The sequence below is a fragment of the Acinetobacter sp. UBA991 genome, assembly GCF_002292065.1.
In the GTDB taxonomy this organism is placed as follows: Bacteria; Pseudomonadota; Gammaproteobacteria; order Pseudomonadales; family Moraxellaceae; genus Acinetobacter; species Acinetobacter higginsii.
The window spans coordinates 1-25,511 of record NZ_DBBF01000033.1 but is presented as its reverse complement, the minus strand read 5'-3'; the positions used below and the strand labels follow the sequence as shown (position 1 = coordinate 25,511).

The following is a 25,511-nucleotide window of genomic DNA, read 5'->3' as shown; positions in this document are numbered from 1 at the left end:
TTTTCTCCAGATAATAAAAAAGCCCCAGTTGGGGCGATATTTAAGTTATTTAACTTAATGGGTATCTTGCTTTTGGTGGTGTAAAATTAGCTAAATATCTAGCCACACCTTTAGTAATCCTTACTTCATCAAAATGCCCATTTGTTTTAAGGTTTCCCTCCCTCTCTACACCGATATAAAGTACAGATCCAGATGGGTCTATATTGCCAGCGTATGTACCACTTGCTACAAGGTTACCGTCCAAGAACACCCTGACAGATGACCCTGAGCGACATAAAGCTACATGGTAATAAATGTTTGGTGTTAAGGTTGCGCTGCTAATAATGCTTAATGAATTATCTATTTCGACTAATATATTATTTTTATTGGCATTAAAAATTATATTCCACCCTTTCCAAGGTCCCGAACCTCCTTGCGCGCAACATAAAATGCCGCCATAATTTTGATGAGAGATAAACTTGAATCTCACTTCAGCAGTAAAGTCACCCGAGAAAGAAAAATCAGGTGAATATTCTGTCCTTACATAACCATTAATAACTTGCAATGCTTTTTTATCAAAAGCTTGATTATCTTCAACAATATTTGCATTAACTCCTGAAAAAATGTGACCTTTAGCATCTATAATTGGCTGTCCACCAATTGACTCTCTCATATTTGATACAAGTACAACACTGCTATAATTTGAATCACCAGATATTAGAATTATTTCATCACTTATTTTTTCTATTGAATCTCTCACTGTTCCGAATCTCACATAGTATGTTTTACCAATTACAGCAGTAGAATCAATGAAGTTATTACCATGGATTCCAGATGCTATTGGGGGCGGCATTGATGTCGGATTCATTGTGTCTTCAGATCTGTAATAATTTACAGTGTCATAAAAACCATCAATTGCATAAGAAAAGTCAATTTCAATACTCATACTTCTCTCACTGTATATTCAATATTATATGGAGCGCTAAAGAAGGTTGAAAGCTCAACAGTGTGCTGGAAATATTGAAAAGAATCATACCCATCCCTCAGAGTCTTAGCTTTCACTTCAATAGAGCGTGTTTCTACTTGCATGGCTGAAATAGCCAGTGTGTATGTGTTGGTGCCCGTTGCATTAACATCATGAGTGGCAATAACAATGCCATTTTCATCAAGCTCTTTTATAATCAGCATTGTTGCTGCACCACTTTCCAAAGCAACGCCACCATCTGTCCAACCAAGAATAGAGCCACCTGTTTGTTGCAATCGATTGCGATCAACCCATGTCACGACAAGATCAGTTTCAATCTCTTCTGGGTAGTAGTCAGAATTGATTTTTACATTTGCAGGCGGATAAGGACGATTAGGGCGTGCATTCATTTCAAGTGAAAGCACTGCGGCCTCCTCAATACCTAATATTCCACTTGGTGTAGTGGTTAATACCTTCGCATTGATTGCTTCACTCAAGACATATTGCTCCGGATCAAAAGCATTAAAAGCATCATAGAAGTAAAAAACCGCATCTTGAGAATGCGGTTTGGGAACGGTGTCTAATGCTGCCCGTTTGACAGATAAGATCTTTGTCGCTGTGTCATAGCTTTGATACATCATCAATTCTTCATCACAGAGTATCAATGTGCCAACCTCAGCTTGACTAATTGATGCAACATTCTTAACAGCAAATGATGCATCTAAATAGCTAATCTCTTGATCAAGAGTCGCCACAGGACAATAGTCAACAATTGAAGCTTGCTGATAACCAGTGCCATCATCAGTGTAAAGTAGAGCATTGATTGAATTGCTTTGAGGCTTTTTAGTTGCAACAACTAAATATCCCAAATCAGGGTTATTTGCCAATTCTGCATCAACTTGAGTCTGCCCAAATCTCTGTACAGCTTCAAAATAAGGCATTTCAAAAACTACACTTTGATTCTGTTGTGGTGGCAATACTACTGAAGTTGGAGGATCGACATTTATCGTTGGAAATGTAGTTGATGAATATGGAATAACCTCAACCCAGTCCAAAGTCACAGTATTATCACGGCCATCCCCTAGTCCGATTTTCATGATTCTAACAGGAACATCAACCATATTCTGATTTTGCCAAGTCAATTTCACAACATCATATTTATTGATCTTGCGAGCTTCATACTTTCCTGTTGTGAATGTGCCCTTACGAGTAGGGGTTGAAAGCTGTTTAAGCTTCCAGTTGCCAACCAATTCGGCATTTCGACGATTCATAAAATACGGAAAATCAAGTGTCTGTGCATTCACCTCAGATGACATTACAGAACCAATTTCATCAAGTGAAAAGGAAGAGTCCTTGATATTGTCACGATCATAGTAATTCACATTGACTGAGTTGATCACATCATCAACATTTGCAATTTCAATATTGAACGATTTGATATTACTTTTAGAAAACACTTGAGCGTCGCTTAAATTCAACAAATCATCTCTAAACAATACGATTTCATATTGCCCTGTTTGTCTATTTAGACGAATACCTGCTTCGATATGAAATAGCAGTTCATCAATTGCTTCTTTACATGATTTCTCAGTAAATGCGCCTGAAACTCCTAAATCCTCATCATAAATACGGTCTGCTGCATTTTTGAAATTTGAATCATTTATCATTGCCTCTGGCTTATTCATAGCTGTGTCATTGGTGATGATTTCACGGATTTGATGAATTGGATTTATATCAATACCCTTTACCATGAGCTTATCGTTACTATTGAATGGAGCTATTGCACAATCAATAACAACACGATGCTGGGTATTAGAACCACCTGGCACACCATCTATAATCCCAACCATTAGGTCCAATGTGGAATTTGTGCAACTTAAAATATATTCTCTACAAGTAATAAAAGCAGGCTCAGAAAATTCTCTAATTAGTTCAAAATCTCCTCCAGACCAAGAAAAGCTTGAAATCCCATCATCAGCAAGAATGATTAAACGGATATTTAAACCTATCAGGAAATCTGGAAATGAAGTTTTTACATATCCTACTTTTCCAATATGCCCAAATTGGGCATGAAAATTCCATAAATAACCTTCAATCAGCCCTGTTACTGGAACACCACCATTTGTAAACTTATGGAATAGATCGTCTTGGTTATCTGTCCCCCACCATTCATTTAATAAAGGTGGTAGATTATCTATTTTTTCTTGGTATTCTTTTGGAGAAAGCCCATTAACTTTCGCGCCAATTTCACATACAAAAATTTCATTTGAATCGTTATCAAGATAGCTCTTATACCATTGCTCACTTCCATCATCTTTGATACGTGTACGCTTAGGCCAATACAAGACCTCTTTAAGCATCCCAGACATTGAGACCAGTTGAAAACCTTGATCGGAATTATTACCGCGATAAACTAAGTGGGAAAGACCTGGGAACGAAGATACAAGCTCACTATCTTGTGCTGCTAAATACTCATTTTGACGCAAATGTTCTTCGCGGCCCGTATGAATATCAATGGTTCCAACCCAGCCGCCTTCTTGTTTATCACCACCAAAAAGGTCAGGCTTATTTACTGTCATCGATGTGTCGCCAAGTTTTAATTGAGCAATTTCTTCGGGTTTTGTGAAAATCCATCCGCGTTTATCAGGGTTGATATTTAAAATCTGCTCAATACAATTCCCAATAGCAACCTGCATTCCTGCGAAGTATTTAAAACCTACTGTTTGTTTACTGCTTCCGCCCATTTCTAGCTACCTCTACAACTTGCAGTGCCATTGCATCACCAGTATTGATGAATAACTCTTCATCCAACCCATTAACAAGAAAGTCCTGAAAATCCCAACCTCTCGCCAAAAAAAATGCCCGCGTTCCTCGCGAGCACATATTGGCTTTTCGTATATCCGACATGTAGATTTTCATTTCTTACCCCCTTTGGATTTAATCGCTTGGGTATCTTGATTCCCAATCCATGTAATGTTTCCATGTATATGTGGAGAACCAAAAATAGAAGAAAATGAAACACCTTCGTCAGCAAGTGACCCATCCATTTGAGATGGTTCTGCACTATTCTTTCTCTGCATTTTTCGCATGTTGTAATACGAATAAACAGCTGTAGCCACCGTAATTGCTAAGATGGCGTAGATAATCCATGGTGCAATAACCATTAGTTACCTCACTTAATTATTTGATCGTTTACTGGATTAGATGCTGGAATGTTTGGGAATCCCATAAAACGAAGATGATTGTCAAAGATTGTATGACATGGTCCTGCGCGAGTTTGATCACAACCAGGTGCAAGTTTAATCACATCACCGATCTGTAGCCCAAAATGCTGACGTTCCAAATTCACAGTATTTGATGTGCTAGATAAAACTGTTGTGAAAATTCCTCCGTTGTGAAGCACGCCCCGACTAAAATAGTTTGTTGGATATGACTTCACTTCTGTAACTGGGTTCCCCTCACCATCTAAAACAGGGTCTCCATTTTCATCTAGCACAGGTGTTGGGTTTACTGTGAAAGTAATTGTCAGATTATTGATTGCTGTAATCGTCACATCAACTGACCAGTCTTCAATCTTCAAACCACAAATACGATCGAAGATTTTATTTGAACAGGTCTTTTGAAACTTTCGAGTGAGAATACTCTTATTCTGCTGAGTCTCTGCTGTAGAGCTCACAAGCGTCATAGTGTTTTCATCATCATCAAACTTTGGCTGTGTGATGCGGCCAATGTGAATGACTAATGTCTCGCCTTTGTAGAGTTCCAGAATCGTGACAGTGACACTCTTGTAGTAGATCTTGTTGATGAATAAAGCCTGTAAGTCATCACCTTCTGCATTCAATATTTGCTGTGGATATGGAAAAGTAATCTCAGTATCACACTTGTCTATGTCTTCATCATCAATGTTGCCCCGACTCACAACCAACGGTAGATAAGTATGCCCGTTGTGATCAACTGCCTTTGCAGCGCTTGTGAAGTACCATGTTTTTTCGCCATGCTTGAACTCAAATAAGTCCTTTTTAGATTTGAATAGGTTCATCATGGTGATAACTCAACTATTGGAACTGTAGCCTCAACAATGTCAGCGCCTTTGAAATAGAACTCTACAGTATCGCTATTCAATCTATACAAGCCAAGATATGACACGCGCTCAATGCTCACTGGTGGCTGAGGTGTTATGTTCATCACGATGTTGGCACCACTAGCACTTGAAGATGTAACTGAATGAGCCGTCCAGACGCCATTGGCCTTGATTGCTATATTCTTTCGATCGCTCAGAAAATTGTCATTCTTCACTGTGATGCTAGAACTACCGCGCGAAACCAAATTGAAATTGTTTTGATAACTTGGCAACCAGAATTGATTTAAGCGACCACGTCTGCGATAGAACCATTTCTTGTAGTCTATGTATTCTTGCCGGTTCTTCATGATCACTCTGAAATTCTTATTGATCAGTGGATTGAACCAGTTCGTGAACTGCCAAAACTGCCCTATTTCACCATCTACAATGCTTTGGTGTTGTTCAAAGTTGATATCAAGGAAGTCACCATCTAGCAGCAAAGGAGTAAAGTAAATATCATCCCCTTTGTATTGCTGTGGATTGACAGCCATTGGATATTCAACACTGTCAGTTACTCTTAAAGCGATTGTCGGCTTGAACATTAGGCCATTGGCTTGTGATGTTGGATTGCCAGCAATGATGACCTTGCGCAATGGGATTATCTTCGCATCAGAAGCTGTTACAGCCTCATTTAAGCGATAACCACCAATGTGTACAGGTACATCTTCAATCACCTCATATCTGCCAATTTCGGTGACTTCTACAACCTTTAAAACTCCAACAGCCTGTATTAGGATCAAGGTGCCTACATTGATACCTAGATTGCTTGTATCAGTTTCAATAAAGTCATCTGATAGATTGCCAACCAGTTGAGATTCTAAAGGCTGCGGCACCAAATAATCTTTGCGCATCCAAGAATAAAGATCATTGAACATTTCAGGCACTTCATTCCTAAATGCCATCATGGACCAGTTAAAGGATTGACGCGCTACATCAAGCAAAGGAATCCTTTCCTCGCTTGATGCATCAAAGCTTTGGTGTACATCAGTTTTAAACTCGTATCGCTCCGTTGTTTCAAGTAATGGACATTTCGTGAGCAAGATATATTCATGCCCGTTTACTGTGACTTTCATATATTTCACCCATAAAAAAAACCGACCCCAATGGGTCGGCTTAACAATTGTTGTTTTATCAACCCAAGGACAGTTTGCCAAAATTGTAAGCATCAATAGAGTTAATATTAACAACTACAAAAGTACCATTTTGTGAAGGAATTACCTTGTCGCCAATATAATACTGAGCATCAGTCAAATACAGTTTATGAATATTCTCAATTAAGTTGCTTTGCTCTTCATCTTCTGCGATTTCTTCTTTGGTCAATGATTGTAATGTTAAATCTTCAAAAGCTTTGAGGGTTGCATTTTGTTTTGCTTCCAAGAAAACACTTCTTGGGACAGGTCTACCAGAAATAATAACTCCATTACATGCTAGAGTAATTGGATCACCACCTTCACGAAAACGCTCTGGATCAGTTTTTACAACAAGTGCAAGAAGTCTTATTTCTGTATTTCTTAATTCACTCATATTTTACCTTTATTATCAATTAGAAGTGCCTTATTAAGGCACACCTAACATACCACGAATTGTAGATTTGTGGAGTTTGATAAAGTTAATAAACACCTTCGCACCATATGGGTTAGCCATTGCTTCTGGAATCTCCTTAGGGTCAATGAAGTTGTTAATAGTGAACTGATTAATTGCATCAGCAGTATTACTAGCATGCTCATTTGCGGATTGACGGTCTGAGAGGTAGCCACTTATAGCTTGGTTATTAGACATATCCAAAACCTTAGTGTCTACAACCCCACCATCAGCAAAGCCTTTACCAGTTCGCATTGCTTCCACATTACCAACACCACCCCAACGCGCTACATCAGCTTGCGAGAAAACAACCTCGCCTTTATGGACTATGCCTGCTGGATCATACTTACCACCAGCACCCGTGTAACCACCGTTTGCAAAGCCAGAGTAGTTTACAGATTGTACTTTTGCAGCTTGAGCAACTTGTAAAGCTGCCGCAGCTGCACCAATTGCAGGGGCAATATATGGACCAACATAAGGCGTACCAACTACAGCGTCATAAGCTTTTGAATATGCTTGTGGGATATTAAGTAATGCCTGTGCAACCGCAAATGCCTTCTGTGCTGCAAAAAGCACTGCATATGTCTTAGAGTTCTCATCAACCAATGACGCAAACCCACCAAGCATTGACTCCATATAAGAAGCACCATACTTAATGCCCAATTGAACCTTTGCGCTTTGATATGCCTCCTCATTCAATAAGTCTAGCTCTCGCATCTTTTGTAGAACTTCAAACTGCCTTACTAATGGTGACTCTTCAAATCCCATTACATCTCGATAATCACCAATTGCATTATCACGAACTTGAGATTCATCTTTGTTTTGAGAATAAACAGATGCATTTAGCAGTGCAGAACGCTCATCATCACCAATACTTTTATTAAGAAGAATCTGCTCACGTTCAAAGGCATACCTTGCTGCAATGTTCTGCATCTCAGTACGGAAAGATTCAGATGCATCATTAATTCGCTGTTGCTTTTGAAGCTTCATCCATGCAAGTTCTTGATTTGATCGGCCTATCAACGACTGAATCGCCATTTTCTTTTGCTCTTCATTCATGTCCGAATCAAGCTGGATCATTAGCTCATTTATATAAACCTTACGATTAAGCTTCTCCTGCTCTGTTTCCTTCCAATCATTAAGCTCTGCATCTAATTGTGCTTGATAAAGAAGTATTTCAAGCCCACTTCTTGACTGAGCATTTGAAATGTAGCCAGCTGTATCTTTTGGGTTAAAGTTTGATTTCTGGATTCTTGCAATCTCATTTTGCAAATCCTTCTCTATTTTCATTTCTCGAGTCGCATATTTATAATAAATATCTTCCCGATTCTGAAATTGCTCTTCTGCTAGTTTCTTTTGTTCCTCTTGTCTTCGTTTAGCCTCATTAGCAGACTTTTTCAATGCATCAGAACTCTGCTTAATGCGATCATTGTAAACTTGCTCTGCACTTGCAGTTTGTTCAGTAATTCTCAAGACATTTAAGGCACTAGCAATCTCATCTTTTGATAGAATTGCGCTCATACCTCGCGCTTGTTGTAAATCAAAAATTGCACTGGCTTGAGATGGACTATATCCTTGTTCCAAAAGTCCTTGTTTATATAGTCCAGAGAAAGCATTCTCTTTTAATTTGTCTCGGTACTTGGTTAGAGCGTCATTTGCTTTATCTGCTGCTGCAGCAGAAGCATCTAAAGAGTCTGCATGTTTTAACTGCTGTACAGATGCATTTTGCGCTGCATTGCCTGCTAATACAGTTTCTTTTCCAAAAACCTTTAATGCCTCAGATGTCTTGTTTGCTTTAACAAAATTCTCATCATACATCTCAACCTGTTTCTTTAGACCATTGTAAAGGTCAGGAGATACACCAAGTTTGTTAAGTCGCTCAACAGCTTGACTATAGCTAATGGTTCCTAAGCGTGCTTGGTTAGAAATCTTAGTTACTTCGACATTTCCTTGCGCAAAGTTTTGTATTTCAATTAAAGCAGCGCCTACTGCTAATTCAGAGCTCTTTAATTCCTTGTTTTGAGCCGCAAAAGCCTCAGTTAAGTCGTTAATTGCTGATTTTCGATCAACACCTTGCAATTTGCTTAACTCTGATGCAGCCTTATCAGCTACAGATGCTTGCTCTATCAGCTTCTTGTTAACCTTATCCGCGCTGTCTTGCATGATTAAGTAACTTGCAGCTACACCAGCAACAGTCAATCCTAGTCCAACAGGTCCACCTAATACACCCAACAAACCTACACCTACTCGTGTTGACATAGCAGCTGCGGCTGTAGATCTTGTGCGAGCAGCTGCAAGTGCTGTCTCTGCTGCAGTTAGCTCGGCAGTTACTTGTACTTCGATTCGGCGCAATTGAGCCATACGCGTAGCAGTGGCAATTCGACCTGCCTGATTAATCTGTGCTTTGAGTCGCTCAACCTCAAGTGCTTTCTCGGCAGCAAGTGCAGCTAGAGTTGCTTGTGTATTGACTACTGTTGCCTGAGCACTTGCCAATGCTTGTGCAGCTGCAGCTCGTTCAGCATTGATCGTTGCATATTGCACAGCCGTTTGCTCGATTAACTGTTTAGTTTTTGCGTATCCTGCTGCCACACTGGTGTAAATTGCCGGAATAAAAGTACCAGCATAAAATGCAGCTCCGACCATTGCTGCATTGGTCAGTACATCTAGATTATCTGCTAATGCTTTTATAGAGCTAGAAAGAACTTGTGCAGCACCACTACCCTTACCAGCTTCACCAACAAACTGAATTACTGCGTTATTTAGCATCGTAAAAGAATTGGCAATTGTGAAATCAGTTTTTCCAAACAAATCATCTACAGAAGCTTTAGCTTTTTCCAATGATTTAATAACAACATCAGCAGTCAACTGGCCCTCTCCAGCCATTTTTCGCAATTCGCCAATATTCACACCTAGACCCGTTGCAATCGCTTTTAACAATCCAGGGGCTTGCTCCGAGATGGAATTAAACTCTTCTCCGCGAAGTACACCTGATGCCAAAGCTTGCCCAAATTGGACTAAAGCTGCTTCTGCACTTGCTGCACTACCACCAGAAATAGCAATTGATTTTGCAACTGTTTCAGTAAGAGAAGCGGTTTGACCAAGCGTAATACCCAACCGTTTTGCATTATCTGCAAAGCGTTGATATACCTGTGCTGTGCTATCCCATGATTGACCTGTTGCTTGAGCAATATTAAACGTATCTTTTAGTGCGTTATTTAACTCTGTTTGTGAAGCTGTCACTAACTTCAATCTATTTTGCAGACCAGTGTAAGCATCCATTTTTGATATAGCAGCACCTATTGTTAGTGCTCCTGCAAAAGATGCCATCAAAGTGCCCTGTAAATCCTTAAATGTTCTTCCAACAAGATTTAATTCATTACTCATATTGCGTGCAGAAGTACGCGTTTGTTGCTCTGCACGATTTAAACCTTGAGTAAATAGCCCAGTTTGGGCAATTAAATTGAGCGTTAATGTTCCTAAACCTACAGCCATTTACTTTTCTCCTGGCAATAAAAAAACCTCGCACAGCGAGGTTTTTTGATTTTTCTTAAAACTATTTAGATTTTTCTGCAATTATTGACATTTGAATGCTCACAATTTTACTTTGCAAATCAAGGACTTTATTTTGAGCATCAAATGCTTTTTGACATATTTCAGCTCCTTTATTTTTAAGGCTTTCTGCATTTTCTGAATTTGACTCTCTAGCCTTCTGGTATAACTTTACTGATTCTTGACATGGAGCATCATATTTCTCTCCTATTTTATTGAATTTTTCAATTTCATTTTCAAGTTCTTTCTGCTCTGCTTCTAATTTCTCAATTTTATTCTGTGAACACGCTGCTAATACAATTATTAAACCCAACAAAACAATCTTTTTCATAAAAAATCCCCGTTATTTCTAACGAGGATATTTTGTTTTGAGTAAAAAAGCTACTTTCTTAATCTATTTGCAGCAGCTTGAATGATATCAGGAAGAACCTCTTTGTTAGGCCCTTCTCGATCACCAACTATCTTTGCAATATTTTCATCATTCAAAATCCAAGAATTATTTGGAATGAACTGAATGTTAGGTTTGTTAGTGAGACTATCAATTGTTAATAACATACGGCTCATGCAAGTCATGCGACTTACAACAGCCCTTGTAATAGCTTCTCTGTCAAATATTGGAAAGTCTGGAATATTTCCTTTTAGGCGCCTGATCTCATCTTGCAGACTCCATATCCAGTCATGAATTCGGTTTGTAGTATCAGCAGCGAGCAATTCAAAAGCCTTTAGCTCAGGATCAATGTATTCAACTTTTGGTAGATATTCCCCCATTAACTTATGTACATATTCCACCGCAACTGGAACCAAATCCATTGTTAGTTCATCAACATGCTTGATTCCAAACTTTTGGTGAACCAACTTATATGCATCTGAATAGGTCAGTGATTTGGATTTAGCAACCAACATATTCACTGCATCTTTAAGAGGTACTCGATCTTCCTTGTTGGTTCTAGGATTGACTGCAACACCTTTAGTCCAGTAATCCCATAAAACATCATCACACTCATTTTGATACATGATGACTGAATCGCGGATTTCAGGTTTTACTTTGTTTGGGCTGATCGAATAAAGCCATGCTGCAAGTTTTCGTACAGGTAAACATAGGTAAGGTCTTGATTGTAAGTCACCAACAACCTGAATGGTGATTTCCACCATTGAGCTATTGAACTTATCCTTGATCTTTGCAAACTGGCTTTTCCAGTCTAAACCCATACCCTCAACAATAGGTTTCATTGGTGTGTATGGTTGCCAGTTGTGTTCAACTAAATATAGTTCTGTACTATGGAAAGGTACTGTGATTTGAGATAAACTATTCGTAGTCATATTAATTTCCTTTAACGTGACAATCAATTAAGCCCGTCGCCTGCAAGTGTTGGGCTTTTTTGTTGTCTATTGATTTCATGCTTTCGCACCTTGTTGTTTTTCACGCTTTTCAAGCCATTCTTCTACAAGAATGGTTAACTGTGCAGTTTGAGACCTGCGCTCCTTTTGAGTTTCCTCTTTAAAACGCACCAAAATATTATCAGGCAATCTAAAATTTACCTGTGATTCACTTTTTGCCATATTCACCTCTACTAATTGTTAGCAATATCTAACAATTGCTAACATAGCAAATCAAACAAACTTATGTCAACATATTTTGCTAACAAGTGCTAACAATTCACTAGGTCACAAAATGTCAGATGATGTTCAATTTAATTTACGCATTCCAGCTGAATTGAAACAACGAATAGTGGATGCCGCTAAAAAAAATAGTAGATCCATTAACGCAGAGGCTCAGCTACGTCTTGAGCGAACATTTGAGCTTGATGACCTACCTGAGCCTACCAACCCGAAAAATATAACTGATCCCCAAAAGCTAGAAGAATGGGCAAACTCAATCTTGAAAGAGCTTTTACAATTAAAAGAAATTAACGCTAGGCTTGAGAGACTTGAAAATGATGTCAGTGTTCTTGAAGCCAACTCTTATGATGTGGAAAACAGGATAAATGACATAGATGGTCGTGGATACATTCCATAAAAAAGCCCTTCGGGGCTTTTCTCAACTCACCACCTCATAAAACACTCTAATCCCACCTTTCACAGGTTCATATTTTAAAAGCTTAAATTGTGGGTTTTCATTGAAGAACTCCCACATATCAATCACAGGATTTGAATATTCAGGTTGGGTGAAGTCTTTTTGTTTTTCGGTCATTTAAATATCCTTTTTTGGATATTCTATATTCAAAACTACCTTCCAACCATACTCATCAGATAATCTTCAACACCAATCTCTACAGGTTTAGGCTTCTTCTCATGTGGCATGAAGTCATAAGCTGATAAAGGTTTGCTTCCTGCCTTTCTATTTCCATTTGCGTACAGAGCTAAAGCATTACCAACGGCTTGTTCGATACGACGACCAATGTTTAGCGAACCGTACTTGATCCTGTAAGCTTTCCAGATAGCCATTTCAGAAATACTTATTTTTTGCTCTGCTTCTTCAATGGTGCTGCCACCGATTCCGTTGAGGACGAGTTCACAGATGAGTTCGTTTCTTCCGAGTTCTTCTTCACTAACTTTCCCATGAAATTGTTCACTTCGTCAGCAATTTGGTACAAAGCCGCAATGAAAGATGGATCAGAGTCATAAACATCTTGTGCTGATGTGAAGAATGGAGTGCCCTTTGCATCTTCACAAATGGTGCCTAAAAGCTGAGTTGCTTGTAGTTGATCAGAATCTACAGACTTGAGTTTAGATTTTTCAACATCTTCGTAATCGATATCCCATTCAAATGCTTTTGATGCTTCACGACTTGCTTTAAAGCTCATTCGCTTAACAAAGACTTGACCTTCAAGTTCAACCTGATCACCAACTTTTAAATCTTGATTTTCTGAAACTGTTTTTAACTGTTCAATATTCTCGCTGGTTACTTCAACTGTCCACTTAACATCACGCTCAACTGGTGCTCCAGCTTTAGTAATATTCTTTGCTTTCTTAAAATCTACTTTAGCCATTTTAATTCTCAAAAGTAAAAGCCCCTTTCGGGGCTAGATGTTAGGTTTTAGGGGTGAATGCAACGGTTGTTTCGCGCTCAAGAGTCACGGTGTAACCCACTAAAGCATCCGCTTCGAAAGATGGAACAGGTGTTGAGATACCACCTTTAAATGCCCACCAAGAACGTGTTTCAGGTAAAGTTACTGTGCTGCCTGTTACAGTTGGCGGTGCAGTACCTTCAGACGACCCAATGTAGAACTCTAGGCCATCCTTTTTAGATTCAGCCCACTCAATCATTTTTAGATGAGATTCGTTTTCAGTGTCTAAGTTAAAACCTAGAGAACCTTGCGCAGGATCGGCTAGGCCAGTTAAGTAAGACTTGCTTTTAGTTTCATCTAAACAGGTTTTTTCAATTCGAGTAGTGGAATCACCACCCAAATCAATGGCTGTTAGACAAGCCAGTTGTGTAATGGTTGTACCGTCGAATGCGAATACATTCGTACCTTGTACACGGACTTCTGCCATGAGTAGTGCTCCTCAAATTTTAGGCAATAAAAAAGCACCCGAGTGGGTGCCTATGGTTTTTTGGTTGATTAATCTGAAATTTCAGTTTTCACATTAACGCTTGTCAGAATGTATTTTTCTTTCTCACCTATTGCAGTTACATCAGCGAAATTAACTTGAACGTCTTGCACATTCACACCAGTTTCTTTCTCAAATATTCCGATCTGTTCAGCAATTTTCTCAGCAAGGTGTTTCTCTAGGTTTTCCTTACGAATTTTGAATTCATCTATAGAGATATCTGCCATTCTGTTTTCCTCCTTATCTGGATAAAAGCCAATTTGCATCAAAGCCACGGCTAAATAGTTTGGTATCTGGCTCATAATTGCTGATTCTTGGATTCAAGATATAGCTTTGACTTTCTAATGCCCTGCGGATTGCATCACGCCCTTCATAAGCGCGTTTTTGATTGGTGTCATACACAATCACCTGATACATGATGTGATCAGTCTTAGCGGGGCAATCAATGCTGTTTTCTGCATTACCACCAACCTCTTGCCAGACTGCATATGGTACGGGTGTATTCAGTGGTGCGATGTCTTCATAGATTCGAAGGTTGTCACCAAAGATAGCTTTCACCGCAGCATCAGCATTCATAGTTTTGTAAATCGGTAGATAAATCATAGGTTTGCCAATTCCTTATCTAGTTCAGCATCAAATACTTCTGCGAACTTGTTTGTAACCTGCTGAATATTGGTTGCTAATGCAGGCCGCATGAATGGAACCGCTGGCACGCCTGATCGGCCATATTCGATCCATCTCCAATGTCTCGTATCGCCACCACTGGTCGGCTTTGGATTTTTGTTTGAAAACGACGCACCGCCATCAACGCCAACTCGCATAATCACTACATCTTTGTTCTTACTTTTTCCGGGTGATACTTTTACGTTTTTCCATATCTTCTCTCTTGTATCTGGATCATCAATGGCTTTGGCATTCAATCGAGCAGCATCTCGAACAATGTTCATTGCTTGACGTGCTGCTTTACGAGCAATGCTTCTAGCTTTACGAGGATTGGCAAGTCTTTGAAGTCGATTCTTGACATCATCAAGACCTGTAATTTCAACTTCTACGCCTGCCATAACCACCTCTACTTAGGTTTTTCCAGACCCTGCCCCAACAAGAAAGTGCAATAAATATTGCCTGTTTCATTGTCATCAAGTGCTTGGCTTTGGATTGAGAATGTTCGACCCTTCCAAATGACTTGCATCGTCGTGTTGATGTCTTCTCGATAGCGGATTTTCATTCGAGCAACAACTTCGGATTGATCAGCTTGTGCCGAAATTAAATCCCTTGCTGACAATGGAGTGACTTTAGCCCAGAGCTGTTGATATTCCTGCCAAGAGCCTTCGATTTCAAAGCCATCTTCATCTCGACCACCAGCAACATAGTGTTGGATGGTGATGCGATGGCACAGTTCAGGAGCTAAATCTGCCATTTAAACCCCCATAATTCTAAACTTTTGCAATAGGTCCCAATAGGCTTGTGGTTTTCCTTCTAAACTGCGGCTATAGCGGTATTGAACGTAAATCAATCTTGCTGAATCCAGCCAATCGTTATCCAAAATATCAGTTTCATTTACTCGATCAGCCTCATCTACAATCACTTTACGATCTAAATCGTTTTGAATTACCTCTTCTGCTTCTGCAATCCATTTCAAAATCAATGAATCTTCAGCATCTTCGTCAATGCGACAGTGTAGTTTTGCCTGATCTAAATCAATCATTCTGATTTCACCTGTTTAATTGTTTTGACTGGCTTTTTTTCTTCTTTAAGTTCTGTAAGAACACCTTTATCAATCAGGTGTTTTACTGTCATTGGATCAGCTTCTCGAATGTCACCACTTTTATAAAACTGGTCGCCAAAATGTTCGCGCTTCACTTCGTATTTCATCTCGTTCTCCAAAAAGAAAGGAGCTTTTACTCCTTTCTAATCAAGGTTAAACAATTGGCACTAAGTTGCCGTAAACAAACGCTTCAGGACGGTAAACCGCTAAAGCTAGACGCTCTTCAGCAAGGATAGTTACCAAGTTTTTAACGAAATCATCTTCGTTCTCAGTAGCAACTTCTACACGAGATAACCAGCGATCAAAGATTTGAGCACCCATTGAGAATGCGCCTGTCAAAAACTTACCTGCTGTGATTGCTTGAGTTGCAACCACAGGTAAACCCCACAATGTTGGGTTCAAGGTGCCTTGAGGGTTGCCAATAATGTATTGGCCAGTTGTATCTTTTAGGGTTTCAATGCTTGCCCAATCAATCGGGTTAAGCACATGACCGCTTGCTGGATACTCAGCTAAAACCGCTTGAAGCATTGCATAGCGCAAAGTATCAATGATTGATTCAGATGATGGTGTTACACCTGTTGGGCGAACATAAGCAGTCGCTTGTGGGATAATCCCCAACAAGTTTTGACCTGTGCCATCACCATTTAGGATTTGCTGCTCTTCTTTGAAAGCCAAGCCATAGCGTAAACGACCATCAATATAAGATTGCAACTGTGAAGCATCATCAAGGATTTGGCGAGAAGCCTTCATATGATGAGCAATTACTTTTGCTGTTGTACTTACTAAGTCAAATTTAAGATATGATTGCGGCTTTAATGTACCCTCCACGACCATTCCTGCATTGTTTGTAAATCCAGTTTCTTTCACATATTCAAGCGCGTTACCATCCATGCGACCTTGCATTAACAGATCGCGAATTGTTAATTTACGATCAGGTTGGGCGATGATACCTGCAAGACGTGTGGTTTGAACTAAATCACCTGCTGAACCAGCCGCATTCGTGGTTGCAGATGTGATAGTGGCTTTAATTTCGAAATTGGCTTTACCGCGTTGACCTGCCGAACCACTAAGCGACTTGAATTGCTCTGATTCAACAAATTGACGACCTAATGACTTTTGTTCTTCAGGTTGATCATTAGGACGACGCGCTGACTTCTGCTCAACTTCATCAATACGCGCTTTAAGCTCGTTTAATTTAGTGATGGCTTCATCTGCTGATTGTTTTGCGCCTTCCGCAATTTTATCGCCATGTTCACGCTTGCCTTTAAACTCTTCGGCAATGCCTTTTACTTCATCGACTTGTTTTTTAAACTCTTGAGCGAGTTGTTCTAAATTTTGATCAGACATTGCTGACTCCTTTTAAGATATTTAAAGCATTTGAGATTGATTTCGCTTCTTTGATTTCTTCCTCTGACTCGCTCAGAAGAGGGCGCAAACCTTTGCTTGCGATTGCAACGGATTGCGATTTTGAAAATCCTGACTCTCTCAAGAATTTTTCAAATTCAGGTAATGTCGGCAGTTCGCCTTCATCTAATTTGGATTTGACAGATGTGATAACGCTTCGTTCATTGGCTGGCTGAGTTACGATTGAGATTTCACCAAGCTCAACTTCAACAAGCTCTCTAACCCCATTGCCTTGTTGATTTGCTTTTTTAGTTGAATATCCAATACTCAAGCCATCAATTGCGCCTGCTTTTAAAAGCGCATGTGTTGACTTGGCTCGCGGCACATCATCAATGAGTAATTTCCCTTCAACATACAGGCCTTTTTCGTCTTCATAGATGTTTGTGTAGACACCAATAGGCTCACTATCGTTGTGATTCCATAAAACTGGCGGCATCTTGTTTTTTGCTCGCCATTTAGCTAAAGAAGCAGTGAATGCTCCAGGTAAAATCACATCGTTGTACCAATCAATATTCCCAAAAACGGCACCGTAGCCCGAAAAAAAACCGTCCTCTTGGACGGCTTTGATCTCCAAATTAAAACTTTTTCTATTCATTGAGGATTCCCCTGATTTTCTCCAAGTGGCACCATTTGCATTTGTACTGTTAGCTTGTCTGCCGCTGGATCTGTTGATGCTGGCAAATCCTCTAGCTCACGCGCTTCGTTTCTTGTCATTAAGCCGTTTTGAGTCATTTTTACGTAGAAATCACCACGTTTAGCTACATCTGAACGTAGTAAGCCATCCACAGAGAATTTAGGACGATATTTGTATTTGTCTTGAGGTAAAAGCAACTTGCGAGCAATTGTTTGCTCATAACGTACCAATTGTGGATTCAGCGCATAAGTAAGAAACCCTTGATTCGTTTGCTCTAAACTTGATGCCCAAGAACTTGCTTTGCTTGTATGCCCAATTAATTGCGGCGGGACACCAAATGCACGACAGATTTCTTCAATCCCAAAGTAACGCGACTCAAGAAGTTGAGCATCAACTGGATTAATGCGAATGCTACTAGCACCTGAAACCTTCATACCAGCTTCAAGAATCATGTACTTTCCTGAATTTTCAGCTTTACTGAACTCAGAAAGACTCGCTCGCATACGTTGACGTTGATCAGTTGTTAGAGTTTGCTCACCAGTTTCAAGGAACCCACCTACTTTTAAACCATTTTTAAACCAGTCTTGAGCTTGGTTATTAGCATCAAATTGCATACCAATGGTTTGAGCAAAAAATTGAATCGCTGATAAGCCCACAAGCCCATCTAAGGTGAAACCTTTGAAATGAAGAATCTTATCTTCTGAATAAATGGTTGTTTTACCATTTTCCGTGTAGTGAAACTCAATTGAACCTGATTTATTGCGCTTTACGAGCATTTCACTCGGAAAAAGCGGTTCAAGTGCTATCACTTCACCATTTGATCGCTTGGTTATCAGATTGTATGAGTTACCCCACAAGTCTAAGCAAGCGCTTTGTACCTGCCAAAACTCACTAGCACACATATCTGCGTTGGGTGAATCATGCAAAATTCGATAGAGATAATGATCTACAGCTATATGTTTTTCACTATCGTAAAGCTGTAATGGCAAAGTAGAGATTGTTTCAGCACGCAATTTCACACATGCCCAAACTGCTGATAGCTTCAATGCTGTTTCAGGTGTTACAACTGCTCCACCCGACGAAATGTAGCTATCAAAAGGATAAGAAGTATCACCTTTTTTTAATTGTGTTCTTCCAGTCAATCGTGACCAGAAACGAGTCCAAAAACCCGTGTCTTGTAAATCGCTCATGCTATCACGACATCCTCTAAATAATTATCAATATCTAAATTCTTGGCTACTGGATTGAGGCTCATCAAAGCCACCGCATTAAACGTGGCGATCAATGGGTCAATCTTCCCTATTCCGGATTCTTGCTTGGTTATTCGCATACCATTACCGACCATAATCACCCGCGCATTACCTGCTGCCCAAGTCATTAGCTGCTGTCCAGCATGGAATAGATTGCCTTCTGCTAATTTGCGCTCGGTTGTAAGGATGTAACCCATCAACTTGTAACCTTGAGGCACCGCAAACATTGAATCTTCAGGAATTCCCACTTCAAGCAAGCCATCTAAAAGACCACCTAAACCAAGCGGATCAAGACCAATCTTATTAAGCTTGCCACTGTCATAAACTTTCTTGGCAATTGCTGCGAGTTGATCAATGTCATCACCAACACGGTCAACAACCGTTAAAGATTGCTCTTTCTCGAAGTCCTGATACTTGGGAATGTTCTCTTTGCGACGTTCTAAAGCGATCTTATTGGCCCATGCATGATTCCAAAGCCACCAGATACGCGGATCTTTCTTTAATCGCCCTAAAACTGCTAATCCGAGTAAGTCATCTAAACCACCACCATCGATACCAATAGTTATAAGTTCTGATTGCTCAATGATATGGTCCAAGCCAAATACGTGCTTTTGCTTATTCCAGTACTCAGCACCTGCCCATCGGTTAGCACGTAGATTCATGCCAATTTCAATGTTTAAGTGCTTTGCCAAGAAGTCTCTAAGGGATTCTTCCCCTGCATCTTTGACTTTTTTAAACTCTGAAATCAGATACTCAAGGTCAACGGATGCGCCCAAGTTTGGATTGGTGATGTAGAAGTTCTCAGGTTTTAAGTGCTCGCCTGCTTCGACCAAATGTTTTGGGAATTCATAGATGAGGGGTAAAAATCCCTTATCTTCTTTAATGCCATCACGAACATCACGGGCATAATCAAGAAGCTGCTTAAATACACCACACGGCACTTCATCTGACATTGTAGACAGATAGATCACGCAACCTTCTGGACGTGATGCTAAACCACCTTTTGCTTCACGGAACATTGATTCAGCATTTGATCGTTTCCCAAACAACCAAACCTCATCGATCAAAATTATTGAAGCCTTTTTACCTGCTGCCGCATTTGATTCCGCTGCGATAACTTTAAGATTTGCTCCAGTACCCAAATGAGTAACAGTCTTTGTGTGCTCTGAGACATTAATCATTGCGCTAAGTTCTTCATCAGCGCGAATAAAGTCACGAATCGGGTTAAAACTATTATCCGCAACTTCTTTTGTAGGTGCCAAGATAATAAGCTCAGCAGAAAGACGGTCATTCAGCAATAACGCTACAAGCATTACACCTGCTGCAATTGTGGACTTTGTATTCTTTTTGGAAATCAGAAGAAAGAATTCACGAATTAATCGACGTTTTGTATTTGGATTGTATGAACCAAAGATTGCCCGGATAAACTCAATTACCCATTCCAATGTGACATCACCCATCCTCGGGCTACCCATCACATCAACTAGAATCAGTTCTTTAAATATGCGCTCAGCAACATCAGCAACTTGTGGAAATAATGGCTCACATGGCATGAGCGACTTTTTAGCAACAATACGCTCCTCCCAGTCTGGGCAAGCGGTTGTCCATTCTGGAAGCATTGCGGTCATTTATTCTGTCCAATAAAAAACCGCCATAAGGCGGAATAAATTGTCTGGCAGGTTGCGAGCCCCTGCATGTATGGCTGAGATAAGCTGATGTTTATGGCACATTCAAAAGCCTGGCTACGCATCCCCATACTGGTTCAGGACATTGCTTACTCTCGCACCGTGTCGCCCACGGATTCAGACAAAACTGGATAATAAAAAACCGCCATTGAGGCGGTTAAGTATTTCACAAACTGTAAGTCACACTTAGATTTTGTTTAATTCTCGATAAATTGTCCAAGCACCATTTATCCAGTGCATATCGGCTACTTGATCAGCATTTCTCCAATCAGTGGCCTCGTAAAGACAACAATAAGAATCCCATCTAAGGTTTTCAACTTTGTCTTTTACATATTCTATTGTTTCGAACTTTTCCTTGAGTTTTTCAATGTACATTTTTGCCTCTGCAAAAGCTCTAAATCCATACCTTTATTATACCAGCTAGCTAGGTAATTGGTTATTCAAAGTCCCAAACTTACCTGACTTAGTTGCAGCCTTAGCTGCATCTTCTTTGGTTTCTTTCTTGCCCTTTTCAGCCACTTTGCCGTGTACGTATGGAAGTGCCGCTTGGGCAGCGCGTACACGTAGAGCCATATCTTCAACTGGATCAGAAAATACCGACTCCAAAAACTCCAAGGGGTCCGACAAATTCTTAGATGTTGCTATGGTTGTGAAAGTTGTTAAAGGTTTAACCTCATGTTTAACAGCTTGTTCAGGAGTGGCTTCATCAAGTCGTTCCAGATAAGCAATAACGTCTTGATCTTTGGCTAAACGTGCACCAGCCGCAGATGCAGTCTTTTCAGGGCATCCAGCTAAAATAGCCGCTTCTTTATTGTCTTTACCGTTTCGTTTTGCGAGGGCAAATGCCTTCTTTTTTTCTGTTAAAGCCATATACCCTCCTTTAACATATTTTTGAATACTGATTTTTTCTTATAAGTGAGTTGGTGGGCGGTGTCCGTAATTTTTTGATTTTTAAGAAACACCTCCCCCCATGGGTTATTCAGATAAAACAAATACTACTTTAGCTTTGTCTGGTTTATTCATTTGATTATCAGAACAGTTTAGGTTTCGCTCTAGGTACAAGTCACGAGATGCAACCATGACATCATGGCCATACTCAGCTTTTAATGCCTTCTCAATTACACTGAGGACATGAGACTTACCTGTTGCTGTCTCACCCTTAACACTAATTTGAATTGTTTTAATATCCATAGTTAACCTCATGGTTTCCGTGGTGGCTTTGAAATATCTGATTTGCTTTTGTGCGTGTTGCTACATGGCATATAACCACCATGCTTACTTGTATAAGAACAACCATAACAAGAACATTTCGGCTTAATAAGTTTTCGAAAGAAGTCTCTCATTGCCTACTCTCCTTCAACGTCTTCTCTTTATGACAAGGCACACACAAGCTCTGTAGGTTTGATTCATCATCATTGCCACCTTGAGCAATATTAACGATGTGATCTAACTCGAGGTCCATAGTGACCACACCACAGTACTGGCATGTGTACTTATCTCTTAGGTGTATCTTTGCTTTGAGTCTACGCCATGGGCGACCACCACGACCTGAACCCCAACTATTCTGCCTTGGCGTTCTCTGTGCCTGTAATCTCGGCTTGAGTGTTTGTAGTTTCATGATCACCAACTATTCTTAATCGATCACCATCAACGATGAACTTAACGTTTAACTCAACATATCCATTTGGATTTGATTCGATCTTGAGTTCTTGTTGTGAGGAAAGCATCTCACCTGTGATTGCATCATGTAATGCTAATGGACCTTTAGAACCTTTGGTTCTTTTCAATACAATATTGCGTGACATAGCCACCTCTTAATCAAGAGTTCTCGACCTTGGTTGTTCTGACTCTTGTTCGCTTAGTTGCAACAGGAGTTCGTTGTTCTGTTCCAGTGCTGCTAGGATTATCTGATCCTTGTTCGCTATCTGCTGAATCAGTGTTGTGTTCTGTTCCACTATCTTTGTCAGCAATTCCTCTAATGCGGTTGATTGCTTTGGCTGTTCTTTCTTTTGCTCGCTCATATTGAACTCTCATCCATTCACGACGTTCTTCACATGATTTACAGACCATCTCGATAACACCACTCTAAGTCATAAGGAATTAATAGCTTGGCACCATGCATTAAACAGAATGCTTCAATCTGATTGAGATACTCATTCATTTGTTTTACTGATGCTTTGCTTGTGCTTGTAAGCTTGATCACATGGTCTGCAATCGCTTTGTATTCTTCACACTCATTCTTCTTCAATGCAGCAATAGCTCTACACATTTCTGCATATTCAGCATCATCACGATTGAATATAGAAATTAGAAACTTGCGTTTAAAGAAAGCGTGTTGTTCTTCTTTGGTTGAACCTACATGATCAGCGAATTGTGTGAGCCATTTCCAATAGAGTCTGTTTTGCGCTGCTGATCTATCAATTTGTTTAGTAGAGATAGTAACGATTAATGGTTTACCCTCTACTGCGGCCTTAGCATGATTCAGATTAAGGTAGTTAATTACTTTGGCAATCTCAGTATGGTTAGGTATTGGAAAGACTGCTTGATTCATACCCACCTCAATAAAAAACCACCCGAGGGTGGCTTAACAACCTGTTGGTTGAGCTACCGCACGAACCAAAGCCATAATTCCTGTCTGAATATCTGTTTTACCAATTGCAGCCCAACGCAACGGCTCTGCCGCTTCAAAGCGTCGATATTCTTGACATTCATCAGAGTTGCCGTTGTAAACATTATAAGGTCGTCCTTCGTATTCATGGCCTTCAATAGATTTTCGTGCATTTGCAAGCTTAACTTCTGTGTCAGTATCTAGGCGTCCAGTGAGTTCAGCTTGAAGTGCAAGCAATTCTGCTCCCTTCTCCTTGATGCGATTCATTAAATCAACTTCTTCTTGAGAAAGTTCACGATAGCCTTTGATTTTACGATGTTGGTTTTCCATTTTAATTCTCACAAAAAAAAGAGCCATTCGGCTCAGTTAAAAAATTTCTTCAACTTTAAGATTCAACATCCGCTCAGTCTTTTCAAGCATTTTTGCGAACCATTCAACCGACTGCGAACGATTCATCTTTTGGAATTGGTCATATTCAATGTGATGTTGCCTACAAAGTGGGATTGTGAACTCATCACTTGCCTTTACGCCTAACCCTTTGCTGTGTGCTGACTGATTACTATGAGCTGCATCTACTGGCGATCTACCGCATACAACACAAGGCAGCTTTCTAATCTCAGCTAATCGCTTTGGGTCACGCATGGAGCACACTTCTGAGATTTTTAATTCTCTCTTTTAGTCTGATCATGATGGTGTCTATTGTTATTAACTCATCTCTTGAGAGCCCTGTTCTGCTCAAAGTTTCGTATTTATTGAGTTCAGCACAACAGTAAACCAAGTCTTTTTTTGCTTCCACTTTATCAGTCATACCGCACCTATATAAAAATAAAACCCCGCCAATACCATTATTGCAGCGGGGCTTCTTGTGGCGAAATACGCTCAGCTAATTGACTCGCATTGCGCTAATGCGAGTGAGGGTTTAAATCCTATTTCCGAATATTCCATATCTTTACCGCGAGATTCACAACCTCACGCTCATTTTCCCAATCAATATAAATTCTTTCTTCACTTAATGGATGATCTGGCCATGTTGTTATGTTTGTGCTGGGAGATTGCGCCCCACACTCATGGCAAAATGCACGAGCTGACCATATAACCCCATGCTCTTTTAAATCATGTGAATTACTATCAACAGCTATACCATGGTCATAACCGCAAAATGGGCAAGGCAAACCCTTAACATCTGGCCTCATATTATTTTCTTGATCAGCATGCCAACGATTTTCCATTTTTATTTTCTCTTTTTGAATGGCCATGAAAACAGCCCAGCTATCCAAATGAATAACTGGGCTGAGTAGTACCGTAGTTTAAGGCTAACTGAGTGTGTTAAGGGGTCGCCAATCCGCAAGTAAATACTCACCTCTTTAGGTGGTCAAACCAAGGGTAGTGCCTTGTTCAAAGCCTCGCACCCCTCTATTCACTCTGCCGACCATGCAAAGCGCCTATTACTTTAAGAGGTCTAATAGGTAACCCCAGAAACGCAAAAGCCCACCTTTCGATGAGCAAAAAAATACCCACTGACTGATGTGGTATCTCAGTGGGTATGAAAATCAAAACTAAGTGAATTACTATAACTTCGTCCACTGTATCACAAATCTAAACTAAGTGTGCTACACAGTCAAGTGTGAATTAAAGCCTTATCAAACACTCATTAATACTTCAATTTTCCCATCTAAATACGATAGGCCTAAATCAATCTCCCTTCGGACGGTTGCCTTGCTCACCTTGTGAGTATTCGCAATCGTTTGATACGACCAATCGTTCTCATATTTTAAAATCAACAACCAGGCACGCTCTGCCAAATATTCTCTATTTTCGTTGTGCATTTTCGCCAAGAGTTTACCAACCTCAACCGCTTCATAATCAGTAATTTCACATGGCTTTGAAATCTTGCTTGCACGAACTCGTGTTTCATCTGCCTGGTCTATTGCTTTGGCAAGCGGGTTAGCAGAGCTTTTAAAATTACCTGATCGAACCCAGATACCATATTGATCAAGCCACTGGTGAGGTGAGCGCTTCGACCAATCCATTTTTTGTTTTGCTACTGCATTCATTATTTTCGCGCTCCTAATGCTTAAAAAATTTACATGTGAATTGAGTTCCGTTAACCCAATACACTTCTTGACCTTTACAAACTTGAACCGTGTTCCATGTATTAACCGCCACTACAACAATGGCGAATATGATGAATGCAATAATTAAAAACCAATCGTTATTTTGTTTTCTCATTTCAACCGTCCGTAAACTAACATTGCTGCATCACGGCTGTGTTCACTTGTTCTGCCTACCCAGCCAGTTATTTTTTTAAAATATGCATCTTTGGTTTTTGTCATGTTTGCTGCAGGGTGTACCAAGTCAAATTTAATCCCCTGCTCTACACAGAATTGCTCCCAAATACAGCAGTCACGTTTAACAGATCC

Annotated in this window: 36 protein-coding genes and 1 pseudogene; 1 reads left to right on the top strand and 36 read right to left on the bottom strand. The window is 40.0% G+C overall.

The window, feature by feature from the left end; all coding sequences use genetic code 11:
* Positions 1–49: 49 nt before the first annotated feature.
* The 11 genes from B2727_RS14360 to B2727_RS14310 form a co-directional block, all read right to left on the bottom strand.
* A complete protein-coding gene (locus B2727_RS14360) occupies positions 50–925 on the bottom strand; it encodes a LamG domain-containing protein (protein ID WP_241345138.1) in 876 nt (291 codons plus the stop codon).
* Positions 922–3,687 carry a phage tail protein gene (locus B2727_RS14355; RefSeq protein WP_241345139.1) on the bottom strand — a complete coding sequence of 922 codons (2,766 nt, stop codon included), beginning with the start codon at positions 3,685–3,687 and terminating at the stop codon, positions 922–924. The genes B2727_RS14360 and B2727_RS14355 overlap by 4 nt, the downstream gene beginning before the upstream one ends.
* Positions 3,671–3,850, bottom strand: coding sequence for a hypothetical protein (locus tag B2727_RS14350; RefSeq protein ID WP_241345140.1), 180 nt, complete (start codon positions 3,848–3,850; stop codon positions 3,671–3,673). The genes B2727_RS14355 and B2727_RS14350 overlap by 17 nt, the downstream gene beginning before the upstream one ends.
* A gap of 8 nt (positions 3,851–3,858) precedes the next feature.
* A complete protein-coding gene (locus B2727_RS14345) occupies positions 3,859–4,107 on the bottom strand; it encodes a hypothetical protein (protein ID WP_241345143.1) in 249 nt (82 codons plus the stop codon).
* A gap of 8 nt (positions 4,108–4,115) precedes the next feature.
* Complete coding sequence (locus tag B2727_RS14340) at positions 4,116–4,985, bottom strand: phage BR0599 family protein (protein WP_241345145.1); 870 nt, start codon at positions 4,983–4,985, stop codon at positions 4,116–4,118.
* On the bottom strand, positions 4,982–6,136 hold the full coding sequence (locus tag B2727_RS14335; RefSeq protein ID WP_241345147.1) for a hypothetical protein: 1,155 nt from the start codon (positions 6,134–6,136) through the stop codon (positions 4,982–4,984). Before B2727_RS14335 ends, B2727_RS14340 begins: the two co-directional genes overlap by 4 nt.
* Before the next feature lie 58 nt (positions 6,137–6,194).
* Positions 6,195–6,587: a hypothetical protein gene (locus B2727_RS14330; RefSeq protein ID WP_291349476.1), complete on the bottom strand. Its 393-nt coding sequence runs from the start codon at positions 6,585–6,587 to the stop codon at positions 6,195–6,197.
* Positions 6,588–6,620: 33 nt separating this feature from the next.
* Positions 6,621–10,136 (bottom strand): tape measure protein, encoded by a 3,516-nt coding sequence (locus tag B2727_RS14325; protein ID WP_291349473.1) that lies wholly within the window; start codon positions 10,134–10,136, stop codon positions 6,621–6,623.
* A 61-nt stretch (positions 10,137–10,197) separates the two neighbouring features.
* A complete protein-coding gene (locus tag B2727_RS14320) occupies positions 10,198–10,524 on the bottom strand; it encodes a hypothetical protein (RefSeq protein ID WP_291349472.1) in 327 nt (108 codons plus the stop codon).
* Positions 10,525–10,574: 50 nt separating this feature from the next.
* On the bottom strand, positions 10,575–11,513 hold the full coding sequence (locus B2727_RS14315; RefSeq protein ID WP_291349470.1) for a phage antirepressor N-terminal domain-containing protein: 939 nt from the start codon (positions 11,511–11,513) through the stop codon (positions 10,575–10,577).
* Between the two features lie 75 nt (positions 11,514–11,588).
* Complete coding sequence (locus B2727_RS14310) at positions 11,589–11,753, bottom strand: Arc family DNA-binding protein (RefSeq protein WP_291349468.1); 165 nt, start codon at positions 11,751–11,753, stop codon at positions 11,589–11,591.
* A 112-nt stretch (positions 11,754–11,865) separates the two neighbouring features.
* Here B2727_RS14310 and B2727_RS14305 point away from each other — a divergent pair, with 112 nt between their 5' ends.
* Complete coding sequence (locus tag B2727_RS14305) at positions 11,866–12,210, top strand: Arc family DNA-binding protein (protein ID WP_291349466.1); 345 nt, start codon at positions 11,866–11,868, stop codon at positions 12,208–12,210.
* A gap of 21 nt (positions 12,211–12,231) precedes the next feature.
* Here B2727_RS14305 and B2727_RS14300 read toward each other — a convergent pair whose 3' ends face one another.
* The 25 genes and pseudogenes from B2727_RS14300 to B2727_RS14180 all read right to left on the bottom strand — a co-directional run.
* Positions 12,232–12,384, bottom strand: coding sequence for a hypothetical protein (locus B2727_RS14300; protein ID WP_291349464.1), 153 nt, complete (start codon positions 12,382–12,384; stop codon positions 12,232–12,234).
* 35 nt (positions 12,385–12,419) lie between these two features.
* The gene (locus B2727_RS14295) at positions 12,420–12,638 is read right to left on the bottom strand and encodes a hypothetical protein (protein ID WP_291349462.1); all 219 of its coding nucleotides are present in this window, start codon (positions 12,636–12,638) and stop codon (positions 12,420–12,422) included.
* Between the two features lie 11 nt (positions 12,639–12,649).
* On the bottom strand, positions 12,650–13,183 hold the full coding sequence (locus tag B2727_RS14290; protein WP_291349460.1) for a phage tail assembly chaperone family protein, TAC: 534 nt from the start codon (positions 13,181–13,183) through the stop codon (positions 12,650–12,652).
* Positions 13,184–13,223: 40 nt separating this feature from the next.
* Positions 13,224–13,688 (bottom strand): phage tail tube protein, encoded by a 465-nt coding sequence (locus B2727_RS14285; protein WP_241345157.1) that lies wholly within the window; start codon positions 13,686–13,688, stop codon positions 13,224–13,226.
* Positions 13,689–13,756: 68 nt separating this feature from the next.
* Positions 13,757–13,972, bottom strand: coding sequence for a hypothetical protein (locus tag B2727_RS14280; RefSeq protein WP_291349457.1), 216 nt, complete (start codon positions 13,970–13,972; stop codon positions 13,757–13,759).
* A 13-nt stretch (positions 13,973–13,985) separates the two neighbouring features.
* Positions 13,986–14,348 (bottom strand): DUF3168 domain-containing protein, encoded by a 363-nt coding sequence (locus B2727_RS14275; RefSeq protein WP_291349455.1) that lies wholly within the window; start codon positions 14,346–14,348, stop codon positions 13,986–13,988.
* Positions 14,345–14,806, bottom strand: a complete 462-nt coding sequence (locus B2727_RS14270; protein ID WP_241345160.1) for an HK97-gp10 family putative phage morphogenesis protein — start codon at positions 14,804–14,806, stop codon at positions 14,345–14,347. The genes B2727_RS14275 and B2727_RS14270 overlap by 4 nt, the downstream gene beginning before the upstream one ends.
* An 8-nt stretch (positions 14,807–14,814) precedes the next feature.
* The gene (locus B2727_RS14265) at positions 14,815–15,162 is read right to left on the bottom strand and encodes a phage head closure protein (protein WP_291349453.1); all 348 of its coding nucleotides are present in this window, start codon (positions 15,160–15,162) and stop codon (positions 14,815–14,817) included.
* Entirely contained in the window at positions 15,163–15,450 is a 288-nt protein-coding gene (locus tag B2727_RS14260) for a head-tail connector protein (RefSeq protein WP_291349451.1), read from the bottom strand.
* The gene (locus B2727_RS14255; protein ID WP_291349449.1) at positions 15,447–15,617 is read right to left on the bottom strand and encodes a hypothetical protein; all 171 of its coding nucleotides are present in this window, start codon (positions 15,615–15,617) and stop codon (positions 15,447–15,449) included. The genes B2727_RS14260 and B2727_RS14255 overlap by 4 nt, the downstream gene beginning before the upstream one ends.
* Positions 15,618–15,663: 46 nt before the next feature.
* Complete coding sequence (locus B2727_RS14250) at positions 15,664–16,857, bottom strand: phage major capsid protein (RefSeq protein ID WP_291349447.1); 1,194 nt, start codon at positions 16,855–16,857, stop codon at positions 15,664–15,666.
* Positions 16,850–17,509 (bottom strand): HK97 family phage prohead protease, encoded by a 660-nt coding sequence (locus tag B2727_RS14245; protein WP_291349445.1) that lies wholly within the window; start codon positions 17,507–17,509, stop codon positions 16,850–16,852. Before B2727_RS14245 ends, B2727_RS14250 begins: the two co-directional genes overlap by 8 nt.
* On the bottom strand, positions 17,506–18,738 hold the full coding sequence (locus tag B2727_RS14240) for a phage portal protein (protein ID WP_291349443.1): 1,233 nt from the start codon (positions 18,736–18,738) through the stop codon (positions 17,506–17,508). The genes B2727_RS14245 and B2727_RS14240 overlap by 4 nt, the downstream gene beginning before the upstream one ends.
* Positions 18,735–20,426 carry a terminase large subunit gene (locus tag B2727_RS14235; protein WP_291349441.1) on the bottom strand — a complete coding sequence of 564 codons (1,692 nt, stop codon included), beginning with the start codon at positions 20,424–20,426 and terminating at the stop codon, positions 18,735–18,737. Before B2727_RS14235 ends, B2727_RS14240 begins: the two co-directional genes overlap by 4 nt.
* A 477-nt stretch (positions 20,427–20,903) precedes the next feature.
* Positions 20,904–21,353, bottom strand: coding sequence for a terminase small subunit (locus B2727_RS14230; protein ID WP_291349439.1), 450 nt, complete (start codon positions 21,351–21,353; stop codon positions 20,904–20,906).
* Between the two features lie 105 nt (positions 21,354–21,458).
* The gene (locus B2727_RS14225; RefSeq protein ID WP_291349437.1) at positions 21,459–21,674 is read right to left on the bottom strand and encodes a hypothetical protein; all 216 of its coding nucleotides are present in this window, start codon (positions 21,672–21,674) and stop codon (positions 21,459–21,461) included.
* 148 nt (positions 21,675–21,822) lie between these two features.
* Positions 21,823–22,101 carry an HNH endonuclease gene (locus B2727_RS14220; RefSeq protein ID WP_291349482.1) on the bottom strand — a complete coding sequence of 93 codons (279 nt, stop codon included), beginning with the start codon at positions 22,099–22,101 and terminating at the stop codon, positions 21,823–21,825.
* Positions 22,043–22,288: a hypothetical protein gene (locus B2727_RS14215; RefSeq protein ID WP_291349435.1), complete on the bottom strand. Its 246-nt coding sequence runs from the start codon at positions 22,286–22,288 to the stop codon at positions 22,043–22,045. The genes B2727_RS14220 and B2727_RS14215 overlap by 59 nt, the downstream gene beginning before the upstream one ends.
* A 9-nt stretch (positions 22,289–22,297) precedes the next feature.
* Positions 22,298–22,504 carry a hypothetical protein gene (locus B2727_RS14210; RefSeq protein ID WP_291349433.1) on the bottom strand — a complete coding sequence of 69 codons (207 nt, stop codon included), beginning with the start codon at positions 22,502–22,504 and terminating at the stop codon, positions 22,298–22,300.
* Between the two features lie 38 nt (positions 22,505–22,542).
* Entirely contained in the window at positions 22,543–23,034 is a 492-nt protein-coding gene (locus B2727_RS14205; protein ID WP_291349431.1) for a recombination protein NinB, read from the bottom strand.
* 33 nt (positions 23,035–23,067) lie between these two features.
* On the bottom strand, positions 23,068–23,421 hold the full coding sequence (locus B2727_RS14200; protein ID WP_291349429.1) for a DUF7681 family protein: 354 nt from the start codon (positions 23,419–23,421) through the stop codon (positions 23,068–23,070).
* Positions 23,422–23,457: 36 nt separating this feature from the next.
* Entirely contained in the window at positions 23,458–23,733 is a 276-nt protein-coding gene (locus tag B2727_RS14195; protein WP_291349427.1) for a hypothetical protein, read from the bottom strand.
* Positions 23,734–24,017: 284 nt separating this feature from the next.
* Entirely contained in the window at positions 24,018–24,320 is a 303-nt protein-coding gene (locus B2727_RS14190) for a hypothetical protein (RefSeq protein WP_291349480.1), read from the bottom strand.
* Positions 24,321–24,731: 411 nt separating this feature from the next.
* Positions 24,732–25,145, bottom strand: coding sequence for an antiterminator Q family protein (locus B2727_RS14185; RefSeq protein WP_171551074.1), 414 nt, complete (start codon positions 25,143–25,145; stop codon positions 24,732–24,734).
* A gap of 171 nt (positions 25,146–25,316) precedes the next feature.
* Positions 25,317–25,511 (bottom strand): annotated as a pseudogene (locus B2727_RS14180) (hypothetical protein); the annotation flags it as partial.